We start from the raw sequence: 19,615 nt of genomic DNA, 5'->3' as shown, positions 1-19,615 counted from the left end.
GCATGACCGTGCCCGCAGCACCAGCAGCACCGGTGGCGCACGGTGCCCCCGGCGTCGCTCCCGTCCCCTTCGCAGCCGAACTGCAGCCGCTCGTCGATGCGATGGCCGCGAACCCGATGCCGCCGCTGACCGAGGAGAACCTGCGCGACGGAGGAACCGCCTTCGGGCCGGGCTTCCCCGACGGTGCGGGCGCGGTCGCCGGCCGCACCGTCTCGGCCGAGGAGCTCGTGATCCCCGGCCCCGAGGGCTCCCCGGATCTCGAGATCACCGTGTTCCACCCGACCGGGCCGTCGGCCGGGCCGCTGCCGATCCTCATCAACTTCCACGGCGGCGGCATGATCGTCGGGCATCGCAGCTGGGAGCACGGCCGTCTCGTCGACCTCGTCGAGACGCACGGCGCGATCGGCGTGAACGTCGAGTACCGACTCGCGCCGGAGCACCCGTTCCCCGCCGGTGTCGAGGACAACTACGCGGCGACGGTCTGGGTCGCCGAGCGCGCCGCCGAGCTCGGCGGCGATCCGGATCGCCTGATCGTGATGGGCGGCAGCGCCGGGGGCGGCTTCGCGGCCGCCGTCGCGCTGCTCGCCCGCGAGCGCCGGGGTCCGGCCATCGCCGGCCAGCTGCTGCTCTGCCCCATGCTCGACAACACCAACCGCACCGTCTCGTCGCTGCAGTACGACGGGATCGGCACCTGGACCCGCGACGCGAACCTGCTCGCGTGGCGGCTCGTCCTCGGCGAGGAGCTCGCCTACTCGGACGCCGCGCCCGCCGCGGCAGCGCCCGCTCGCGAGACCGATCTCTCGGGCCTTCCGCCCGCGTTCATCGAGGTCGGATCGGCCGAGATGTTCCGTGACGAGGACACGGCGTTCGCGACCCGGATCTGGGCCGCGGGCGGCGAGGCCGAACTGCACGTCTGGTCGGGCGGGTTCCACGGCTTCGACGTGTACGCGCCAGACAGCGAGCTCACCCGCGCGGCGCTCGCCGCTCGGGACTCCTGGCTCGCGCGCGTGCTCGGCGCCGCCGGTTCCGACGGGGCCGTCTCGTGAGCGGCGCGCCCTACCGCGCGACGCCGCCGGATCCGCGCCCGACGCCCGTGCCCTACGATCCCGCGCTCGAACCCGGCCTCGCGTTCTTCCTCGACCTCGTCGAGCGGATCCCGCTCCGCGCGCACACGATCCTGGAGAACCGCGCGCACTTCGCGACCATCATCCCGCCAATGGGGGCGCAGGTCGAGGGTCGCGCCGTGACGAGTGAGGATCGGGCGATCCCCGGTCCCGAGGGGGCGCCCGAGGTCGAGATCACCATCGTGCGTCCCGCCGGCGCGTTCGATGGCCCCCGCCCGATCGTGCTCGGGATCCACGGCGGCGGCTACGTGCTCGGCACCCGCTTCTTCGAGACCTCCGAGCTCGTCGACCTCGCCGAGCGCTACGGCGCGATCGGCGTCGGCGTCGAGTACCGGCTCGCGCCGGAGCACCCCGCTCCCGCCCAGGCCGAGGACTGCTTCGCGGCGCTCGCCTGGATCGTCGCGCACGCGGCCAAGCTCGGCGGCGATCCCGCTCGGATCGTCGTGACCGGCGCATCGGCCGGGGGCGGGCTCGCCGCGGCCGTTTCGTTCATGGCGCGCGACCGCGGGATCGCTCTCGCGGGCCAGCTGGTCGGGGCTCCCATGATCGACGACCGCAACGACACGGTCTCGGCCTGGCAGTACGACGGCATCGGCGCGTGGGACCGCAACAACAACGACACCGGCTGGGACGCGATGCTCGGCGCCGATCGCGGCACCGAGCACGTGCACCCGTACCGGGCGCCCGCGCGCGCGACCGATCTCGCCGGTCTCGCGCCCGCGTTCATCGAGGTCGGAGCCGCCGAGGTGTTCCGCGACGAGGCCGTGTCCTATGCGAGCCGCATCTGGGCGGCCGGCGGCAGCGCCGAGCTGCACGTCTGGGCGGGCGGGTACCACGGCTTCAGCGGGTTCTCGCCCGACGCCGTCGTCTCGCAGGCCGCCGATGCGGCGCGCGACAGCTGGTGGCGCCGGGTGCTCGCACCGTGAGCGCGACGACCGCGGCCGCCCCGCGAGCCGGAGCGAAGCGGCCGATGGGCCTCCTGCGCCTCACCCTCGTGCTCGGGGCGCTGGAGGCCTTCGGGCCGCTGTCGATGGACGTGTACATGCCGCAGCTGCCGCAGCTCGCCGCTCAGCTGCAGACCTCCGACGCGCTCGCCCAGGCGACCATGTCGGTGTGCATGATCGGGCTCGGGCTCGGGCAGCTCGTCGCGGGCCCGCTCTCGGACCGCTTCGGGCGCAAGCGCCCGCTCGCCATCGGCGTCGCCTGCTTCGCCCTGCTGTCGGTGCTCTGCGCGATCGCGCCCAGTATCGAGCTGCTGCTCGTCGCGCGGTTCCTCCAGGGGCTCGCCGGCTCGGCGGGGGTCGTGATCAGCCTCGCGGTCGCCCGCGACCTGTTCCAGGGGGTCGCGCTCTCGCGCATGCTCTCGATGCTCGCGATCGTCACCGCCAGCACCCCGATCGTCGCGCCCGTGCTCGGCGGACAGCTCGCCCGGTTCATGGACTGGCGCGGCATCTTCTTCGTGCTCGGAGGGATCGGCGTCGCGCTGCTCGCGGTCGCCGTCCTCGGGCTCCGCGAGACGCTCCCGCCCGAGCGACGGCACTCCGACGGGTTCGTCGGGGGGACGGCCTCCCACATGTCGGAGGTGCTGCGCGATCCGCTCTTCACCGCGATCCTCTCGGCGTCCTGCCTCGGCGGGCTGTCGTTCTTCTCGTACCTGTCGATGTCGAGCTTCGTGCTGCAGGACGAGTTCGGGATCACCCCGCAGATCTTCAGCCTGCTGTTCGCCGTGAACGCGCTCGCGAACCTGGCCGGGTCCCAGATCAGCCGGCTGCTCGTCGGCCGGCTCGGTCCGACCCGCGTGTACCTCACCGGGCAGATCGGCACCGGCCTCGTGGGCGCGGCGCTCCTCGCGGCGACGCTGCTCGGACTGCCCGCACCCGTGTATCTCGTGCTGCTGGCGCTGTTCCTCTGCGCGATCGGGCTCGGCGGCCCCAACGGCACCACGCTCGCGCTCAGCGGCCACGGTCGTCACGCGGGCACGGCCTCGGCGCTGCTCGGCACCTCGATGTTCACGGTCGGCGCGCTGCTCGTCCCGGTCGTCTCGGCGCTCTTCGGCACCTCGGCGCTGACGATGGCCGCGACCGTGCTCGCGGGTTCCGGCACCGCCGCCCTCATCGGCGTGCTCTTCGTGCGCCGGATCGCGCCCCCGGAGTTCGGCAGGCCCGTTCGGGGCTGACCGACCCGGCCTTGCTGAGCCCGACGGGGCGGCGTTCGTCGCCGCCCCGACGGGCTCAGTACTCGCGGAAGGCGGACGCCTGGGCGCGCTGCGTCGCCGTCGCGCTCGCATTGAGACCGTCGCACCAGCTCGGGTACACGCGGAAGCCGCGCTTGCCCGCGCGCGGTCCGGCGGTGATCCCGAGCGCGGCCAGGTGCTCGGCGGTGAAGCGGAACGCGCCCCGGCGGCCCGCCTGCTCGACGAACACGATCAGCCCGGCACTGACCGCGTCGGCGGCGAAGGGCGCAGTCCCGCCGGTCTCGTCCCGGCGCCAGAACGCGAGGAACGCTCCGGGCTTGGTGGGCGTGGTCCGCGCGGTGCGCAGGTGCCAGGTCTCGCCGTCGACCTCCGCGACCCCGGACTCGTAGTCGCTGTTCTGCGCCTCGGGCCGCGCGGTATCGACCGCTTCGGGTCGTCCGACGGCCACGGCGTACTCGGAGAAGGCGCGGAACTCCATGCGATCCACGCTAGCGCGCCCGGCGCCCCCACCGGACCCTACGACGCGACGGCGTCCTCGCGGAGCGCGAGCCACTCCCCGCGGCGCTCGGCCTGGAGCACCGGATCGGCGACGGGCGACGCGGCCAGCAGCCGCCTGCTGTACGGGTGCTGCGGGTCCCGGGTGACCTGCTCGCCGTCACCGATCTCGACCAGGTTGCCGCGGTACATCACGGCGACGCGGTGGCAGATGCGGCGCACGACGCCGAGGTCGTGCGACACGAAGAGGTACGACACCCCGGTCTCGCGCTGCAGGTCGATGAGCAGGTCGAGCACGGTCGCCTGGGTCGTGAGGTCGAGCGCGCTGACGGGCTCGTCGCAGATGATCAGCCGGGGCCGGCGCACGAGGGCGCGGGCGATCGCGATGCGCTGCCGCTGGCCGCCCGAGAACTCGCTCGGATAGCGGTCGACCACGTTCGCGGGCAGGTTGACGCGTTCGAGCATCTCGCCGACGGTCCGCAGCGCTTCCGCCCGAGTGGCTCCGGCCGCCGAGAGCGGTTCGGAGAGGATCTCGCCCACCGTCATCATGGGGTTCAGCGAGCCGTAGGGATCCTGGAACACCACCTGGATGTCGGAGGCGAGCTCGCGCCGCCCGCGCCCCTTGAGGTGCGTGATGTCGCGGCCGTCGAACTCGATGCGCCCACCGGCGACCGGCACGAGGCCCAGGATCGCCTTGCCGAGCGTCGACTTGCCCGAACCGGACTCGCCGACGAGGCCGACGCACTCGCCCGGGCCGACCTCGAGCGAGACCTCGTGCAGCACCCGGTTCGGGCGCCGCTTCGAGCCGTACTCGACGATCACGTTCTCGGCCCGCAGCAGCGGGGTCGTTGCGGTCATGCTCCGGCCTCCTCGGTCTTCACGCGCGCGGCGAGCGCGGCTCCGCCTCCCGGAGCCCCGGCGCTCGCGAGCGCGGCTTCACGGTCGAGCTCGACACGGCTGGCCGCCCCGTCGAGCGATGCGGCGATGAGCTCGCGGGTGTAGGGGTTCTCCGCGTCGGCGAAGATCGGTCCGACGTCGTCGATCTCGACGATCGATCCGGAGCGCATCACGACGACGCGGTCGCAGATATCGGCGACGACGCCGAAGTTGTGGGTGACGATCACGAGCGCCATCTGGTACTCCTGCTGCAGTTCGCGCAGCAGTTCGAGCACCTCGGCCTGCACGGTCACGTCGAGCGCCGTGGTCGGTTCATCGGCGACGAGCACGGACGGCTTGCCCGCGATCGCACCGGCGATGAGCACGCGCTGCGCCATGCCGCCCGACAGCTCGTGCGGGTACGACTTCATCACGCGGACCGGATCGACGATCCCGACCCGTTCGAGCATCGCGAACGCGCGCTCGCGGGCTTCGGCGCGACTCATGCCGTGCACCGCGCGCAGCGGCTCGGTGAGCTGCGCGCCGATCGTGTACGAGGGATCGAGGTTCGTCATGGGCTCCTGCGGGATGTACCCGATCTCGGAGCCGAGCAGGCGGGCGCGGTCCTTGCGCGACAGCGTGGTCACGTCCTCGCCGCCGATCCAGATCGCGTCGGCCGTGTAGTAGCCGGACTTCGGCAGCAGGTCGAGCATCGAGAACACGGTCTGGGACTTGCCCGATCCGGATTCGCCGACGATGCCGAGCACCTCGCCCGGGGCGACGTCGAGGGTGATGCCGTGCACCACCTCGACCTCGCCCGCCGCGGTCTCGTAGTTCACCCGCAGGTTCTCGAGCCGCACGGCCGAGTCGACGGCGGCGACCGAGATGGATCCGGTCGTGGTGGACTTCGGCGCGGCGCGGTTCGCGGCGTTCGTCGCCTCGACCGCGCGGCGCTGCTTGCGCGACAGCACCGGCTGCTTCGAGTTGATCACGTCGCCGAGGGTCGATCCGAGCACCGCGAACGCGGCGATCGCGACGCCGAGCGCGATGGACGGCCAGAGCAGCAGGAGCGGCGCGGTGCGCATCACCTGGAAGCCCTCGTTCATCGCGGCGCCCCAGCCGGGGGTCGTGCCGCCGCCGATGCCGAGGAACTGCAGGCCGGCCTGCATGCCCATCGCCATACCGGCGGTGAGCGCCGACTGGATCACGATCGGTGCGATCACCTGGCGGATCACGTGGCGCGACATGATGCGCAGGTCGGTGAGGCCCGCGACGCGCGCCGCGTCGACGTACATCTCGCCGCGCACGGCGAGCACGGTGGAGCGCGTGAGGCGGAAGTAGCCGGGGGCCATGAACACGCCGACGGTGACCATGAGGATGGTGAGGTCGTTGCCCGTGTTCGCGCCGACGATCAGCAGGATGATCATGCCGGGCACCGACTGCAGCGCGTCGCTGATCCAGGTGCCGATGCGATCGGTCGCGCCGCCGAAGTAGCCGGCGGCGAGGCCCGAGGGGACGCCCAGCACGAGCGACGTCAGGATCGAGACGAACGCGCCCCACAGCGTGATCTGGGTGCCCCAGATGAGGCGGCTCAGCACGTCGCGGCCGGTGTTGTCGCCGCCGAGCGGGTGCGCCCAGGTCGGCAGGGCCCGCGCCTGCGACAGGATCACCTCGTTGGGATCGTGCGGCGAGATCCACGGAGCGAGGATCGCGACGAGCAGGATGAGCGCGAGGACCGCGAGCGAGACGAGGCCGGCGGGGCGGCGGAGCAGCCGCACGAAGACGGATCCGCGGTCGCCGCCGCGGGTGTCGACCGCGTCGACCGTCGTCGCGTCGAGGATGGGGCCTGCGGAAGTGGTCATTTCACACGCACCTTGGGGTTGATCCAGCCGAGCACGATGTCGAGCAGGAGGTTGACGATGACGACGAAGACGACGGTGAGCACCGTCACCCCGAGCAGGGTCGGGATGTCGCCGTTCTGCGAGGCCGACTGGGTCAGCTCGCCGAGGCCCTTGATGCCGAAGATCTGCTCGACGATGATCGCGCCCGAGAGCAGCCCGACGAACATGAGCGCGAGGACGGTGAGCGAGGCCGGCGCCGAGTTGCGCAGCAGGTGCAGGGCGACGCGCCAGAACGGGAGCCCGCGACTGCGCAGGGTGCGGGCGTAGTCCTGCGAGTCCGCGTGGATGATGCCGTTGCGCAGCTGCTCGGCGATCATGACGATCGCGCCGAGCGCGAGCGAGACGGCGGGCAGGGTGATGGATCGGAGCCAGCCCTGCAGCGATTCCGACGGCGAGACGTAGCCGATGGCCGGGAACCACTTGAGCTGCACCGCGAAGAGCATGACGAGCGCGACCGCGACCCAGAAGCCGGGCAGCGCGAACAGGATCACGGAGCCCGCCTTGACGGCCTTGTCGATCCAGCTGTGGGGTCGCAGGCCCGCGGCGGTGCCGAGCACCGCGCCGAGCACGGCCGAGAGGGCGACCGAGGCGATCACCAGCGACAGGGTGATCGGGAACCGGATCCCGAGGGTCTTGCCGATCGGCAGGCCGTTCTTCCAGGAGGTGCCGAAGTCGCCCTGGAACAGGTGGACGAGCCACTCCTGGTACTGCACCAGGATCGGGCGGTCGGCTCCGATCTTCGCGGTGAGCGCCTGCACCGCGTCCGGGGTCGCGTTGCTGCCGAGCAGCCCGAGCGCCGGGTTCGGGATCGCGGCGTGCGCGAGGAAGAAGGTGCCGCTCGCGACCACGAACAGCAGCACGACTCCGAAGAGGAGTCGTTTGAGCACGAAGGGGATCATCGGGTCTCCCGGGTCGAACGATGAGAAGAGATGGGGAAGCGGGGTCGCGGGTCGGGACCGCCGAGGCGGCCCCGACCCGCGGGGGTCACTTGGTCGAGATCTGCCGGAGCGTCGGGAACATGAGGCCGATGACCGGCTTCACGGTGAATTCCTTCGTGCTCACGTAGGTGTTCTCGTTCTGGCCCCAGACCGCGTTGTAGGCCTGGTCGGTGACGAGCTCGTTGAGCTTCTCGATCTCGGTGTTCTGCGCGTCGCCGGGGGCGGCCGCGAAGACCTTGTCGAGCTGCGCCTGCACGCCGTCGAGGGTGTCGATGCCCGGGTTCGGGTTGTACCACTGCGGCTTGGCGATCTGGCGCTCGACGGTCGCGACCGGGTTCGAGTCCATCGCGATCACCGCGATGTACATCGGATACTTGCCGGCCTTGCCCATGTAGCTCATGAAGTCGGTCGCGTCCCACTTCACCTTGATGCCGAGCTGTTTGAAGGTCTGCTCGGTGATCGCCTGGTAGGGCTGGAACGGCGGTGCCATCGGCATGCTGATCTCGAAGCCGTTCGGGTAGCCGGCCTCGGCGAGCAGCTGCTTCGCCTTCGCGATGTCGTACTTGTAGCGATCGTTGAGCGACTTCACGTAGCCCGTCTGGTCGACCGGGAAGAACTGGTTGGTGACGTAGCCCTGTCCCTGCGCGATGGAGGTGTGCATCGCCTGCGTGTCGAAGGCGTAGTTGAGCGCCTGGCGCACCTTCAGCTTGCCGATCGGCGAACCCATCGCGCCCGAGCGGTCGGCGAACTGCAGGCCGGCCCACATCGAGAGGCCCTTGGCGACGTTCCAGTCGTTCTTCTTCGCGGCATCGCTGCCGGTCTTATCGGTGTAGATGAGGTTCAGCTGGCCGGCCTCCATCGCGTTGAGCATGGCGGTGCCGTCGCTCAGCGGGGTGATCTTCAGCGGGTCGAACGGGAACTGCTTCGCGTCCCAGTGGTCCTTCACCTTGTCGAAGTCGTACTCGCTGCCCGGGGTGCTGTTCTCCCCCAGCGTGTAGGGACCGGAACCAACGGGCTTCTCGGAGAGCTTGCCGCCGGAGATCGCCTTCGGCGAAGCGAGGTAGCTGCGCCCGAGGCCCATGAGGTACAGCATCGTGTCGTCGCGCTTCTTCATGTGGAAGACGATCGTGTGGTCGTCGGTCTTCTCGATCGACTCGACGTTCGTGTAGGCCTCCTGCGAGGTCGGCCCCTTCTGCAGGTGCTCGAGGCCCGTCACGGCGGCCGCCGCGTCGAGCTTGGTGCCGTCCGAGAACTTCGCGTCGGTGCGGATGTCGAAGGTGACGGTCTTGAAATCGGACGACACCTCCCACTTCTTGGCGATGCCCGGCTGCGGCTCGCCCTTCTCATTGGTGGTCAGGAGCGCGTCGTAGACCGCGGACAGATAGGGACCGTCGAAGCCGAGGTCCGCGCTCGCGGGATCCCAGTTGGTGACGTCCAGGAAGTTGCCGATGCTGAGCGGCACGCTCGCACCGGCCGCGGCACCGTTGCCGCCGTCGCCGGAGCCGTCGGACGAGCAGCCGGTGAGCGCGAGCGCGACGGCTGCGAGCGCCGCGACGCCCGTCAGAGTTTTCTTCATCATGTCTACTTCTCTCGGTATTCGGACATGCGGGTAGGTATGGGGTGAGGCTCCGCCTGCGTATCCACCTCGCCTGTCCGGAACTCGAGGTTCCCCGGCTGCGATGGACGCCACGTCGGTGTGCCGTCGCGTTTCATTCTACAAACGTTGACAAAAACCACAAGCGGTCGCGAGATCAATTTTCGGCAACGGTTCGAGCGGCCGAAAATCCGACTCGCTGGCCCCGGTCGGGCTGGATCGTATACGATCTGATCGACCCCGACGAAGTGGAGGCTCAATGCTCACCCCCGAAGAGATCGAGACGATCGCAGACGAACTCGTGCGCGCGGATCGCGAACGCACCATCGTGCCGAAGCTCACCACGCGCTACCCCGGCATGACCATCGAGGACTCCTACGCGATCCAGAAGATCTGGACCGACCGCCGCATCGCCGCGGGCCGACGCCTCGTCGGCCACAAGATCGGCCTCACCTCCAAGGTCATGCAGCTCGCGACCGGCATCACCGAACCCGACTACGGCGTGATCCTCGACGACATGGTCATCGAATCCGGATCCGTCGTCGAGTTCGACCGGTTCTCGAACGTGCGCATCGAGGTCGAGCTCGCCTTCGTGCTCGCGAAGCCGCTCGTCGGCCCGAACATCACCATCTTCGACGTGCTCGACGCGACCGCCTACGTGGTGCCCGCGCTCGAGATCCTCAACGCGCACATCGAGCTCGAGGGCCGCACCATCGTCGACACGATCAGCGACAACGCCTCCACCGGCGCGATCGTGCTCGGCGGCCGCCCGGTGCCCGTCGGCGAGCTCGACCTGCGCTGGATCTCGGCTCTGCTCTACCGCAACGAGACCATCGAGGACTCGGGCGTCGCCGGTGCCGTGCTCGGCCACCCCGCCATGGGGATCGCCTGGCTCGCGAACAAGCTCGCGCAGCACGGGCAGTCGCTCGAGGCCGGCGAGATCGTGCTCGCCGGATCCTTCACGAAGCCCATGTGGGTGGAGCGCGGCGACACCGTGCACGCCGAGTACCAGGGACTGGGGTCGGTGACATGCCGGTTCCTCTGACCCTCCCCCCGACGTTCCGGGACCGCCTCGCCGAGGCCGACGGGCGCGCGCTCATCGGCCTCTGGACTTGCGCCGGCAGCCCCGTCACCGCCGAGATCGTCGCGGGCTCCGGCTGCGACTGGGTGCTCCTCGACGCCGAGCACTCCCCCAACGGTCTCGAATCGGTGCTCGCCCAGCTGCACGCCATGTCGGCCTACCCGGCGACCCCGCTCGTGCGCCCGCCGTTCGGCGACACCGTGCTCATCAAGCAGTTCCTCGACCTCGGCGCGCAGAACCTCCTGATCCCGATGGTCGACTCCGCCGAGCAGGCCGAGCAGATCGTGCGCGCCGCGCGCTACCCGCTCGGCGGGGTCCGCGGCGTCGGATCGGCGCTCGCGCGTTCGGCACGCTGGAACCGGGTCGACGGCTACCTCGGCCGCGCGAGCGAGACCATCAGCCTCACCGTGCAGATCGAATCCGCCGCGGCGGTGCAGGACGTCGAGCGCATTGCGGCCGTCGACGGCGTCGACGCGCTCTTCGTCGGCCCGTCCGACCTCGCCGCGTCGATGGGCCACCTCGGCCAGCAGAGCCACCCCGAGGTCGTCGACGCCGTGCTGCGCTCCATCGAAGCGGGCCGCGCCGCGGGCACGCCCGTCGGCGTCAACGCGTTCGTCCCCGCCGACGCGGAGCGCTACATCGCGGCGGGCGCGAGCTTCGTCGCGGTCGGCGCCGATGTCGCGATCCTCGCGCGGCAGACCGAGGCGCTCGTCGATCGTTTCGCGGGTGTCGCCGGCGGCGAGCGCTCGAGCTACTGAGCTCCGGTGACCGGGCGAGGAACGCCCTCTTCCCGAAGCCCGCAAGATCGTATATGATTTGAGATACAACGAAGTGAGCGAGACACCATGACCTACGGAATCGACACCCCCGGCAAGATCATCGCCGTGCACCTCAACTACCCGTCGAGGATCGCGCAGCGCGGTCGCACGCCCGCGTTCCCCTCCTACTTCTTCAAGCCCGCCTCGTCGCTCGCCCCCACGGGCGGCACCATCGAGCGTCCCGCCGGCACCGAGCTGCTCGCCTTCGAGGGCGAGATCGCCCTCGTCATCGGCGAGCCCGCCCGCTGGGTCTCCCCCGAGGACGGCTGGAAGCACGTCGCGCAGATCACCGCGGCGAACGACTTCGGGCTCTACGACCTCCGCGCCGCCGACAAGGGTTCGAACGTGCGCAACAAGGGCGGCGACGGGTTCACCCCGATCGGCCCGGCCGCGATCCCGACCGCCGGCATCGACCAGGACTCCTGGCGCGTGCGCACCTGGGTCAACGGCGCGCTCGTGCAGGACGACACGAGCGACACGCTCAAGTTCCCCTTCGGCCAGCTCGTCGCCGACCTGTCGCAGCACATGACCCTCGAGACCGGCGACGTGATCCTCACGGGTACGCCCGCCGGCTCCTCCGTCGTGGTCCCCGGCGACGTCGTCGAGGTCGAGGTCGATGCGCCGAACGCGCCCGGAGCTCCCACCACCGGGCGCCTCGTCACGACCGTCACCCAGGGCACCACCGCGTTCGGCGACTTCGGCAACCGCCCGAGGATCGACGACCTGCAGCGCGTCGAGGCCTGGGGCGACGAGGCCGCGCACGCGGCGGCCGTCGCGGCCGGCCGCGCGACCCCGCTCGACGGCCCCTCGGCGGGTCCCCTGACCGACGAGATCCGCGCGCAGCTCGACGGCGTCGCCGTCGCCACGGTCTCGGCGGCCCTGCGCAAGCGCGGCTACGTCGACATCTTCATCGACGGCGTGCACCCGAACCACGAGGGCGACCGGATCCTCGGAACCGCCAAGACCCTCCGCTTCATCCCGTTCCGCCCCGACCTGTTCAAGGAATTCGGCGGCGGCTTCAACGCCCAGAAGCGCGCCTTCGACACGGTCGAGGCCGGCGAGGTGCTCGTGGTCGAGGCCCGCGGGATCCCGAGCACCGGGACGGTCGGCGACGTGCTCGCGCTGCGCGCCCAGGTGCGCGGCGCCGCCGGCATCGTGACCGACGGCGGCGTGCGCGACTTCGCCGCCGTGCAGGAGTTCGACATCCCCGTCTTCTCGCAGGGCGCACACCCGAGCGTGCTCGGCCGACGCCACGTGCCGTGGGAGGTCGACGTCACCGTCGCCTGCGGCGGTGCAGCGGTGCAGCCCGGCGACATCATCATGGGCGACCGCGACGGCGTCATCGTGATCCCGCCGTTCCTGCTCGCCGAGGTCGCGGCCGAGGCCGCGGCCCAGGAGGAGGCCGACGCGTGGGTCGCCGAGCAGGTCGCCGCCGGCGCGCCCGTCGACGGCCTGTTCCCCATGAACGCCGAGTGGCGGGCGAAGTACGACGCCTCGCGCGCCGCGAACGAGACCGGGGCCTGACATGGCCGTCGTCCCCAAGAGCGAGCAGGCGTACCGCCTGATCCGCGAGCGCATCGAGAGCGGGCAGTACGTGCCCGGCTACCGCCTGGTGCTCTCGCCCATCGCGACCGAGCTCGGCATGTCGGTGGTGCCCGTGCGCGAGGCGATCCGCCGCCTCGAGGCCGAGGGCTTCGTCACGTTCGAGGCGAACGTCGGTGCGCAGGTCTCCCTCATCAAGGAGACCGAGTACCTGCACACGATGCAGACGCTCGCGCTCGTCGAGGGATCCGCGACCGCGCTGGCCGCGCCCACCGTCTCGGCCGATCAGATCGCCCGGGCGCGCAGGATCAACGCGCAGATGCGCGAGACCCTGACCCGCTTCGACCCGCAGGCGTTCACCGATCTCAACCTCGAACTCCACTCCGTGCTGTTCGAGAGCTGCCCGAACCCGCACATCCTCGACCTCGTGCACCGCGGCTGGAACCGCATGAAGGTGCTGCGGAACTCGTCGTTCAGCTTCGTCCCCGACCGCGCGGCGGCATCGGTCGACGAGCACGAACGGCTGCTCGACCTCATCGAGGACGGGGCGTCGCCGCTCGAGATCGAGCTCGCCGCCCGCAATCACCGACTCGCCACGCTCGACGCAGTGCTGGCGCACCAGGACCAACTCACCCATCAGAGGAGGAAGACCGCATGACCCACCAGAAGCCCGAGGGGCTCCCCGAGAAGATCCAGCTCTTCATCGACGGCGAGTTCGTCGACGCCCAGGACGGCGCGACGTTCGACGTCATCGAGCCCGTGTCGAACGAGGTCTACATCACCGCCGCCTCGGCGGGCAAGGCCGACGTCGACCGCGCCGTCGCGGCGGCGAAGCGCGCCTTCGACGAGGGCCCCTGGCCCAAGATGCTCCCCCGCGAGCGCTCGCGGATCCTGCACCGGGTGGCCGACATCGTCGAGTCCCGCGACGAGCAGCTCGCGCTCCTCGAGAGCTGGGACTCGGGCCTCCCGATCACCCAGGCGAAGGGCCAGGCCCGCCGCGCGGCCGAGAACTTCCGGTTCTTCGCCGACCTCATCGTCGCCGAGCACGACAACGTCACCAAGGTGCCGGGTCGCCAGATCAACTACGTGAACCGCAAACCCAAGGGCGTCGCGGGCCTCATCACGCCCTGGAACGTCCCGTTCATGCAGGAGTCGTGGAAGCTCGCCCCGGCCATCGCGACCGGCAACACGGTCGTGCTGAAGCCGGCCAGCTACACCCCGCTCTCGGCGGCGCTGTGGCCCGAGATCTTCCGCGAGGCCGGCGTGCCCGAGGGCGTCTTCAACCTGATCCTCGGCTCCGGCGGTGTCGCGGGCGACGCGCTCGTCAAGCACCCCGACGTCCCGCTGATCTCCTTCACCGGCGACAGCTCGACCGGCGCGATGATCTCGACCAACGCGGCGCCGTTCCTCAAGGGCCTGTCCCTCGAGCTCGGCGGCAAGAGCCCCTCGGTCGTCTTCGCCGACGCCGACCTCGAGGAGGCGCTCGACGCCACCGTGTTCAGCGTGTTCAGCCTGAACGGCGAGCGCTGCACCGCCGGCAGCCGCGTGCTCGTCGAGCGCTCGATCTACGACGACTTCGTCGCCCGCTACGCCGAGCGCGCGAAGAACATCGTGATCGGCCTGCCCTCCGACCCGGCCACCGAGGTCGGCGCGCTCGTGCACCCGTCGCACTTCGAGAAGGTCATGAGCTACGTCGAGATCGGCAAGAGCGAGGGCCGCCTCGTCGCCGGCGGCGGACGCCCCGAGGGCTTCCCCGAGGGCAACTACGTCGCCCCGACCGTGTTCGCCGATGTGAAGCCCGACGCCCGGATCTTCCAGGAGGAGATCTTCGGCCCCGTCGTCGCGATCACCCCGTTCGACACGGACGAGGAGGCGCTGGAGCTCGCCAACGACACCAAGTACGGCCTCGCGGCCTACGTCTGGACCTCGAACCTGAAGCGCGCGCACAACTTCGCGCACGGCATCGAGTCGGGCATGGTGTGGCTGAACTCGAACAACGTGCGCGACCTGCGCACCCCGTTCGGCGGCGTCAAGGCCTCGGGCCTCGGCCGCGAGGGCGGCTACCGCTCGGTGGACTTCTACACCACCGCGCAGTCGATCCAGATCACCCTCAACGAGGCCCACTCGCCCCGCTTCGGCGCGGGCAAGTAATCCGATCCAATCCCCCGCCCTCGTCATCCTGCGCGAGGAGCGAGTCGCAGGATCCATCGAGATCCTGCGACTCCTCCGTCGCTCAGGATGACGGGAACCACGCAAGGAAGCGAACATGGCAAAACTCAACGAAGAAGACAAGCAGTCCGCGGGCTTCTGGGTCACCAAGGAGGCCCCCATCGTGGCGGCCAACCCGATCCCCACCGCCACGTCCGAAGCACCGGACATCCTGCGCTGCGCCTACATGGAGCTCATCGTCACCGACCTCGCCGCGTCGCGCGAGTTCTACGTCGACGTGCTCGGCCTCTACGTCACCACCGAGGACGACGAGGCGATCTACCTCCGCTCGACCGAGGAGTTCATCCACCACAACCTGGTGCTGCGCAAGGGCCCGGTCGCAGCGGTCGCCGCGTTCTCGTACCGCGTGCGCACCCCCGAGGACCTCGACAAGGCCGTCGCCTTCTACGAGGAGCTCGGCTGCGAGGTCCGCCGCAACCCGGACGGCTTCGTGAAGGGCATCGGCGACTCGGTCCGCGTCGTCGATCCGCTGGGCTTCCCCTACGAGTTCTTCTACCAGACCGAGCACACCGAGCGGATGTCGTGGCGCTACGATCTGCACATCCCCGGTGAGCTCGTGCGCCTCGACCACTTCAACCAGGTCACGCCCGACGTGCCGCGCGCCGTCGGGTTCATGCAGAACCTCGGCTTCCGCGTCACCGAGGACATCCAGGACAACGAGGGCACCGTCTACGCCGCGTGGATGCGCCGCAAGCCGACCGTGCACGACACCGCGATGACGGGCGGCGACGGCCCCCGCATGCACCACGTCTGCTTCGCGACGCACGAGAAGCACAACATCCTCGCGATCTGCGACAAGCTCGGCGCCCTGCGCAAGTCGGACAGCATCGAGCGCGGCCCGGGCCGCCACGGCGTCTCGAACGCGTTCTACCTGTACCTGCGCGATCCCGACGGCCACCGCGTCGAGGTCTACACCCAGGACTACTACACGGGCGATCCCGACAACCCGGTCGTCACCTGGGACGTGCACGACAACCAGCGCCGTGACTGGTGGGGCAACCCGGTCGTGCCCTCGTGGTACACCGACGCCTCGCTCGTGCTCGACCTCGACGGCAACCCGCAGCCCGTCGTCGCCCGCACCGACGACAGCGAGATGGCAGTGACCATCGGCGCCGACGGGTTCTCGTACACCCGCGACGACGAGGGCGAGAAGGGCTTCAAGCTCGGCAACACGCTGTAGGCCCGGCGCACGCGGAAGGGGCCGGGACGCATCTGCGTCCCGGCCCCTTCCGCGTGCGCGCGCGAACTGCGAGCGACGACCGACGGCCTCAGTCCGCGACGTATCCGGGACGCCGCTCGGGCGGGATCCCCAGCGCGAGCTCGGCGTAGCTCCGCACCGCCTCCCGGCACTCCTCGCGCGGCGTCAGGTCGCCGATGAGCGGGTAGAGGTCGTAGGCGTCCTCGAGCGCGACGAGGTTGCGGGCGATGGTCCCCGGGGGCGAGGCGAGCTCGAACTCCCCGACGCCCGCGCCGATCTCGACGAGGGTGCGGTAGAGCATCACCTGGCGCTCGTTGAGGGCGCGGTGCTCGGCGATGTACTTGGAGTGCTCGGCGAGGATCGCCACGCTCTCGTACACCTGGCGCAGCTCGTCGCTGATGGTGTCGGGCACACCGGCCTCGATCATGGCGTAGATGCGCTCGGTCGCGGTGACCGGCAGGTCGAGCACGCGTCTGCGCTGCTCGACGAACTCCTCGCGAGCGCCCGCGACCGCGGTCATCTGCAGTTCGTCGAGCGTCGAGAAATAGTGCAGCACGTTGGCCGGGCTCATCTCGGCCTCGGCCGCGACCGCCCGCACGTTGATCGCGCGACGCGGCCGCGACCGCGCGACGCGCCAGAACGCGCGGATGATCTCATCCCGTCGTTCATGGCGTCGTCGCGCGGTCGCATTCACAGGCCCAGCCTATTGCTCGGAGCGGGCCCCGATGGAATCGCGCTCACCTGCGGACTCCGCGACCTCGTCGACCGGCACGACGCGCACCGACTCGGTGAGCCCGGCGTAGTAGTCGGGCTTGCGGGCCTTCAGCACGAGCGCGACGATGATCCCGCCGATGAAGAGGATGGGGGTGGGCAGCAGGAGGATCTGGTTGATCGGCCCTTCGAGGCTCGTGACCACGTCGAAGTTCGTGGCGATCAGGATGAATCCGACGACGAGCCCGATCGCCCCGAGGATCGGCGCGACGGTCACCCGCCAGACGCTGTGCCCGCGGCGGTCCTTCACGAAGTACCAGACGACGGCGATGGCGGTCACCGCCTGAGCGAACACGAGTCCCTGCACGCCGGTCGCGTAGGTCCAGAGCGCGAGGCCGAGGAACGGGTCGGCGTTCAGCACGATGGCAATGAGCACGCCGAGCGCCGAGAACGCGCTCAGGGTCAGGCTCGCCACGGCGGGCGACTGGGTGCTGCGGCTGGTGCGGCCGAGCACGCGCGGCAGCAGCCCCTCGCGACCGAGCGAGAACAGGTAGCGGGTGCAGGCGTTGTGGAACGACAGCACGCAGGCGAAGAAGCTCGTGACGATGAGGATCTTCATGACGAACGCCGCCCACGCCCCGGCCAGGTTGCCGGTGCCCTCGATCACCATCGTCTCGAACGCGTCGCTGCGCGCCATCTCGACGACGCCGTTCGCCCCGAATGCGACGGTGAGGATCCAGAAGGTGAAGGCGTAGAAGACCCCGAGGAACGCGACCGCGATGATGGTGGCGCGCGGCACGGTGCGCTCCGGCTGCTTCGCCTCCTCGGCGTAGATGGCGGTGCTCTCGAACCCGAGGTAGGCGCCGAAGCCCATCACGAACAGCGCGCCCGCGCCGGTGGCGAAGAACACGTTCTTCGGTTCGAACGAGGCGAGGCTCCACGGCTCGGGGCCGCCGTTCGCCATCGCCGCGAAGGCGAGCACGAGCAGGATCGCGACCTCGAGCGTGAGCAGCACCGCGAGCACCTTCGCCCCGACGTCGATCTTGCGGTAGCCGAGGAACGCGACGATCGCGACGGCGATGAGCGACCAGACGCCCCAGGGCAGGTCGATGTGCAGCAGCTCCTTGAAGGTGAACTGCGCGAAGAAGCCGATGAACCCGTAGAACGAGATCACGAGCGAGATGTAGGCGAAGACCGTGACGGAGGAGACGCCGAGACCGAACGGCTTTCCGAGCCCGCGCGAGACGTAGGCGTAGAAGGCGCCCGCGTTGCGCACGCTCTTCGACATGGCGGTGAAGCCGAGCGCGAAGAAGATGAGCACGACCGCGCAGAAGAGGATCGCGCCGGGTGCGCCGATGCCGCCCATGCGGAACGAGGTGATCGCGCCGCTGGCGATCACGGTGAGGGGCGCGGCCGCCGAGATCACGAAGAACACGATGTCCCACGTGCCGAGGCGGCCGGTCGCGAGACGCCCGCCCGACCCCGCCTCCGGGGCCTGCGACGAGTGCGATGTTGAGGCGGTCATGAGGGCGACTCCTTTGTCCGATGCTGCGAGATCCGCGAGTTGCTGAACGTTGATCAGAACTTTTCCGATTCGTGAATCCTTTGGGTAGTGTAAACACAAACGATAGGATTGAACAATGTTTGAAGACTCGCTCAGCGCTGACGAGCAAGCCGGCATCGCGATCCGCGCACGGGACCTGGGCGTCCCGTTCGACGGCGAACCCGGCCGATGGAACGCGATCACCGACGTTCCCGGCCTCGAGGTCGGCTTCAGCACGATCGTGTCCGACGGACCGGCGCCCGCCCGCACCGGGGTGACGGCGATCCTCCCCCGCGGGCGCGAGCACGCGGGCCTCCCCTGCGCGGCGGGTGTCGCGGTGCTCAACGGCAACGGCGAGCTCACCGGCCGCAGCTGGATCGAGGAGTCCGGCCAGTTCCAGACCCCGATCGGGATCACCAACTCGCACTCCGTCGGCGCCGTGCACTCCGGGATCGATCGCTGGATGGCCGAGCACCACCCGGGCAGCGCCGCGGCGTGGATGCTCCCCGTCGTCGGCGAGACCTGGGACGGCTACCTCAACTCGATCAACGCGGAGCACGTGCGCCCCGAGCACGCGACGGCGGCGCTCGACGCGGCGAGCGGCGGCCCGGTCGCCGAGGGCAACGTCGGCGGCGGGACGGGCATGAACTGCTACGGCTTCAAAGGCGGCACCGGCACCGCCTCGCGCGTGGTGCGGATCTGCGATCGGCGCTGGACGGTCGGCGTGCTGCTGCAGGCGAACTTCGGCAGCCGCTCGGAGCTCCGCGTCGCGGGCCGCCCGCTCGGCCGGGACTCGCAGGCGCCGAACCCGATGGAGACGAGCGGCTGGTTCGAGCGCGAGGCCGGCCCCGGCGCCCGCGCGGTCGCCGGCGCGGGCAGCGTCATCGCGATCGTCGCGACCGACGCCCCGCTCCTCCCGGACCAGTGCGCGGCGCTCGCGCGCCGGGTCCCGCTCGGTCTCGCGCGCACCGGCACCACGGGCAGCCACTTCTCGGGCGACATCTTCCTCGCGTTCTCGACGGCGAACGCGGGGGCCCTCGGCTCGCGCATGAGCACCGAGGGCCCCGACGTCGAGCATCTCTCGCACCTCGCCTGGGGGCGGATCGACCCCTTCTACACGGCCGTCGTCGAGGCGACCGAGGAGGCCGTGCTCAACGCGCTGGCGGCCGCCGAGGACACCGTCGGGCGAGACGGGCACGAGAGCTTCGCCCTGCCCCACGACGAGGTGCGCGCGGCGTTCGCGGCGAGCGCCTGAGCCGCTCCGGCCGCCCCGCGGAGCACCGTCGGACGGCCGGGAACCGGATTACTTGAAGCTGAGCGCTTTCGGACATGGCCTGTGCGCGCAGCGACCAGGCCCTGCCTTCGCGCCCT

General features: G+C 70.4%; 17 protein-coding genes. 10 read left to right on the top strand and 7 right to left on the bottom strand.

Annotation, left to right across the window (positions count from 1 at the left end; genetic code table 11):
* Window positions 1-2: 2 nt before the first annotated feature.
* The 3 genes from ABD169_RS06265 to ABD169_RS06255 are packed head-to-tail and all read left to right on the top strand — an operon-like array spanning window position 3 to window position 3,300.
* The gene (locus ABD169_RS06265; RefSeq protein WP_344030652.1) at window positions 3-1,046 is read left to right on the top strand and encodes an alpha/beta hydrolase; all 1,044 of its coding nucleotides are present in this window, start codon (window positions 3-5) and stop codon (window positions 1,044-1,046) included.
* Window positions 1,043-2,050 carry an alpha/beta hydrolase fold domain-containing protein gene (locus ABD169_RS06260; protein WP_344030649.1) on the top strand — a complete coding sequence of 336 codons (1,008 nt, stop codon included), beginning with the start codon at window positions 1,043-1,045 and terminating at the stop codon, window positions 2,048-2,050. Before ABD169_RS06265 ends, ABD169_RS06260 begins: the two co-directional genes overlap by 4 nt.
* Window positions 2,047-3,300: a multidrug effflux MFS transporter gene (locus tag ABD169_RS06255; RefSeq protein WP_344030646.1), complete on the top strand. Its 1,254-nt coding sequence runs from the start codon at window positions 2,047-2,049 to the stop codon at window positions 3,298-3,300. Before ABD169_RS06260 ends, ABD169_RS06255 begins: the two co-directional genes overlap by 4 nt.
* A gap of 55 nt (window positions 3,301-3,355) precedes the next feature.
* On the opposite strand, the gene ABD169_RS06250 is transcribed toward ABD169_RS06255, so the two are convergent.
* The 5 genes from ABD169_RS06250 to ABD169_RS06230 form a co-directional block, all read right to left on the bottom strand.
* Window positions 3,356-3,796: a MepB family protein gene (locus ABD169_RS06250; protein WP_344030643.1), complete on the bottom strand. Its 441-nt coding sequence runs from the start codon at window positions 3,794-3,796 to the stop codon at window positions 3,356-3,358.
* A gap of 38 nt (window positions 3,797-3,834) precedes the next feature.
* On the bottom strand, window positions 3,835-4,671 hold the full coding sequence (locus tag ABD169_RS06245) for an ABC transporter ATP-binding protein (protein ID WP_344030640.1): 837 nt from the start codon (window positions 4,669-4,671) through the stop codon (window positions 3,835-3,837).
* Window positions 4,668-6,551: a dipeptide/oligopeptide/nickel ABC transporter permease/ATP-binding protein gene (locus ABD169_RS06240; RefSeq protein ID WP_344030637.1), complete on the bottom strand. Its 1,884-nt coding sequence runs from the start codon at window positions 6,549-6,551 to the stop codon at window positions 4,668-4,670. The genes ABD169_RS06245 and ABD169_RS06240 overlap by 4 nt, the downstream gene beginning before the upstream one ends.
* A complete protein-coding gene (locus ABD169_RS06235; protein WP_344030634.1) occupies window positions 6,548-7,477 on the bottom strand; it encodes an ABC transporter permease in 930 nt (309 codons plus the stop codon). The genes ABD169_RS06240 and ABD169_RS06235 overlap by 4 nt, the downstream gene beginning before the upstream one ends.
* Before the next feature lie 97 nt (window positions 7,478-7,574).
* On the bottom strand, window positions 7,575-9,107 hold the full coding sequence (locus ABD169_RS06230; protein ID WP_052961543.1) for an ABC transporter substrate-binding protein: 1,533 nt from the start codon (window positions 9,105-9,107) through the stop codon (window positions 7,575-7,577).
* A gap of 274 nt (window positions 9,108-9,381) precedes the next feature.
* Here ABD169_RS06230 and hpaH point away from each other — a divergent pair, with 274 nt between their 5' ends.
* The 6 genes from hpaH (at window position 9,382) to hpaD (ending at window position 15,972) form a co-directional block, all read left to right on the top strand.
* Window positions 9,382-10,167 carry a 2-oxo-hept-4-ene-1,7-dioate hydratase gene (gene hpaH, locus ABD169_RS06225; RefSeq protein ID WP_046456539.1) on the top strand — a complete coding sequence of 262 codons (786 nt, stop codon included), beginning with the start codon at window positions 9,382-9,384 and terminating at the stop codon, window positions 10,165-10,167.
* Window positions 10,152-10,961, top strand: a complete 810-nt coding sequence (locus ABD169_RS06220; protein ID WP_046456540.1) for an HpcH/HpaI aldolase family protein — start codon at window positions 10,152-10,154, stop codon at window positions 10,959-10,961. Before hpaH ends, ABD169_RS06220 begins: the two co-directional genes overlap by 16 nt.
* A gap of 87 nt (window positions 10,962-11,048) precedes the next feature.
* Entirely contained in the window at window positions 11,049-12,545 is a 1,497-nt protein-coding gene (locus tag ABD169_RS06215; RefSeq protein WP_344030629.1) for a fumarylacetoacetate hydrolase family protein, read from the top strand.
* Between the two features lies 1 nt (window position 12,546).
* Window positions 12,547-13,221, top strand: coding sequence for a GntR family transcriptional regulator (locus ABD169_RS06210; RefSeq protein WP_344030626.1), 675 nt, complete (start codon window positions 12,547-12,549; stop codon window positions 13,219-13,221).
* Window positions 13,218-14,714: a 5-carboxymethyl-2-hydroxymuconate semialdehyde dehydrogenase gene (hpaE, locus tag ABD169_RS06205; protein WP_344030623.1), complete on the top strand. Its 1,497-nt coding sequence runs from the start codon at window positions 13,218-13,220 to the stop codon at window positions 14,712-14,714. The genes ABD169_RS06210 and hpaE overlap by 4 nt, the downstream gene beginning before the upstream one ends.
* A gap of 115 nt (window positions 14,715-14,829) precedes the next feature.
* Entirely contained in the window at window positions 14,830-15,972 is a 1,143-nt protein-coding gene (gene hpaD / locus ABD169_RS06200) for a 3,4-dihydroxyphenylacetate 2,3-dioxygenase (RefSeq protein ID WP_046456544.1), read from the top strand.
* A gap of 88 nt (window positions 15,973-16,060) precedes the next feature.
* On the opposite strand, the gene ABD169_RS06195 is transcribed toward hpaD, so the two are convergent.
* Both ABD169_RS06195 and ABD169_RS06190 read right to left on the bottom strand, forming a co-directional pair.
* The gene (locus ABD169_RS06195; RefSeq protein ID WP_344030620.1) at window positions 16,061-16,684 is read right to left on the bottom strand and encodes a hypothetical protein; all 624 of its coding nucleotides are present in this window, start codon (window positions 16,682-16,684) and stop codon (window positions 16,061-16,063) included.
* 9 nt (window positions 16,685-16,693) lie between these two features.
* Window positions 16,694-18,226, bottom strand: a complete 1,533-nt coding sequence (locus tag ABD169_RS06190) for an APC family permease (protein WP_344030617.1) — start codon at window positions 18,224-18,226, stop codon at window positions 16,694-16,696.
* A gap of 115 nt (window positions 18,227-18,341) precedes the next feature.
* Between ABD169_RS06190 and ABD169_RS06185 the strand changes: the two genes are divergently transcribed.
* Window positions 18,342-19,499, top strand: a complete 1,158-nt coding sequence (locus ABD169_RS06185) for a DmpA family aminopeptidase (RefSeq protein WP_344030613.1) — start codon at window positions 18,342-18,344, stop codon at window positions 19,497-19,499.
* Window positions 19,500-19,615 lie beyond the last annotated feature (116 nt).

It is taken from the genome of Leucobacter iarius, assembly GCF_039530105.1.
Lineage (GTDB): Bacteria > Actinomycetota > Actinomycetes > Actinomycetales > Microbacteriaceae > Leucobacter > Leucobacter iarius.
The sequence above is the reverse complement of the archived record's forward strand: the minus strand, read 5'-3'. Positions and strand labels throughout refer to the sequence as shown.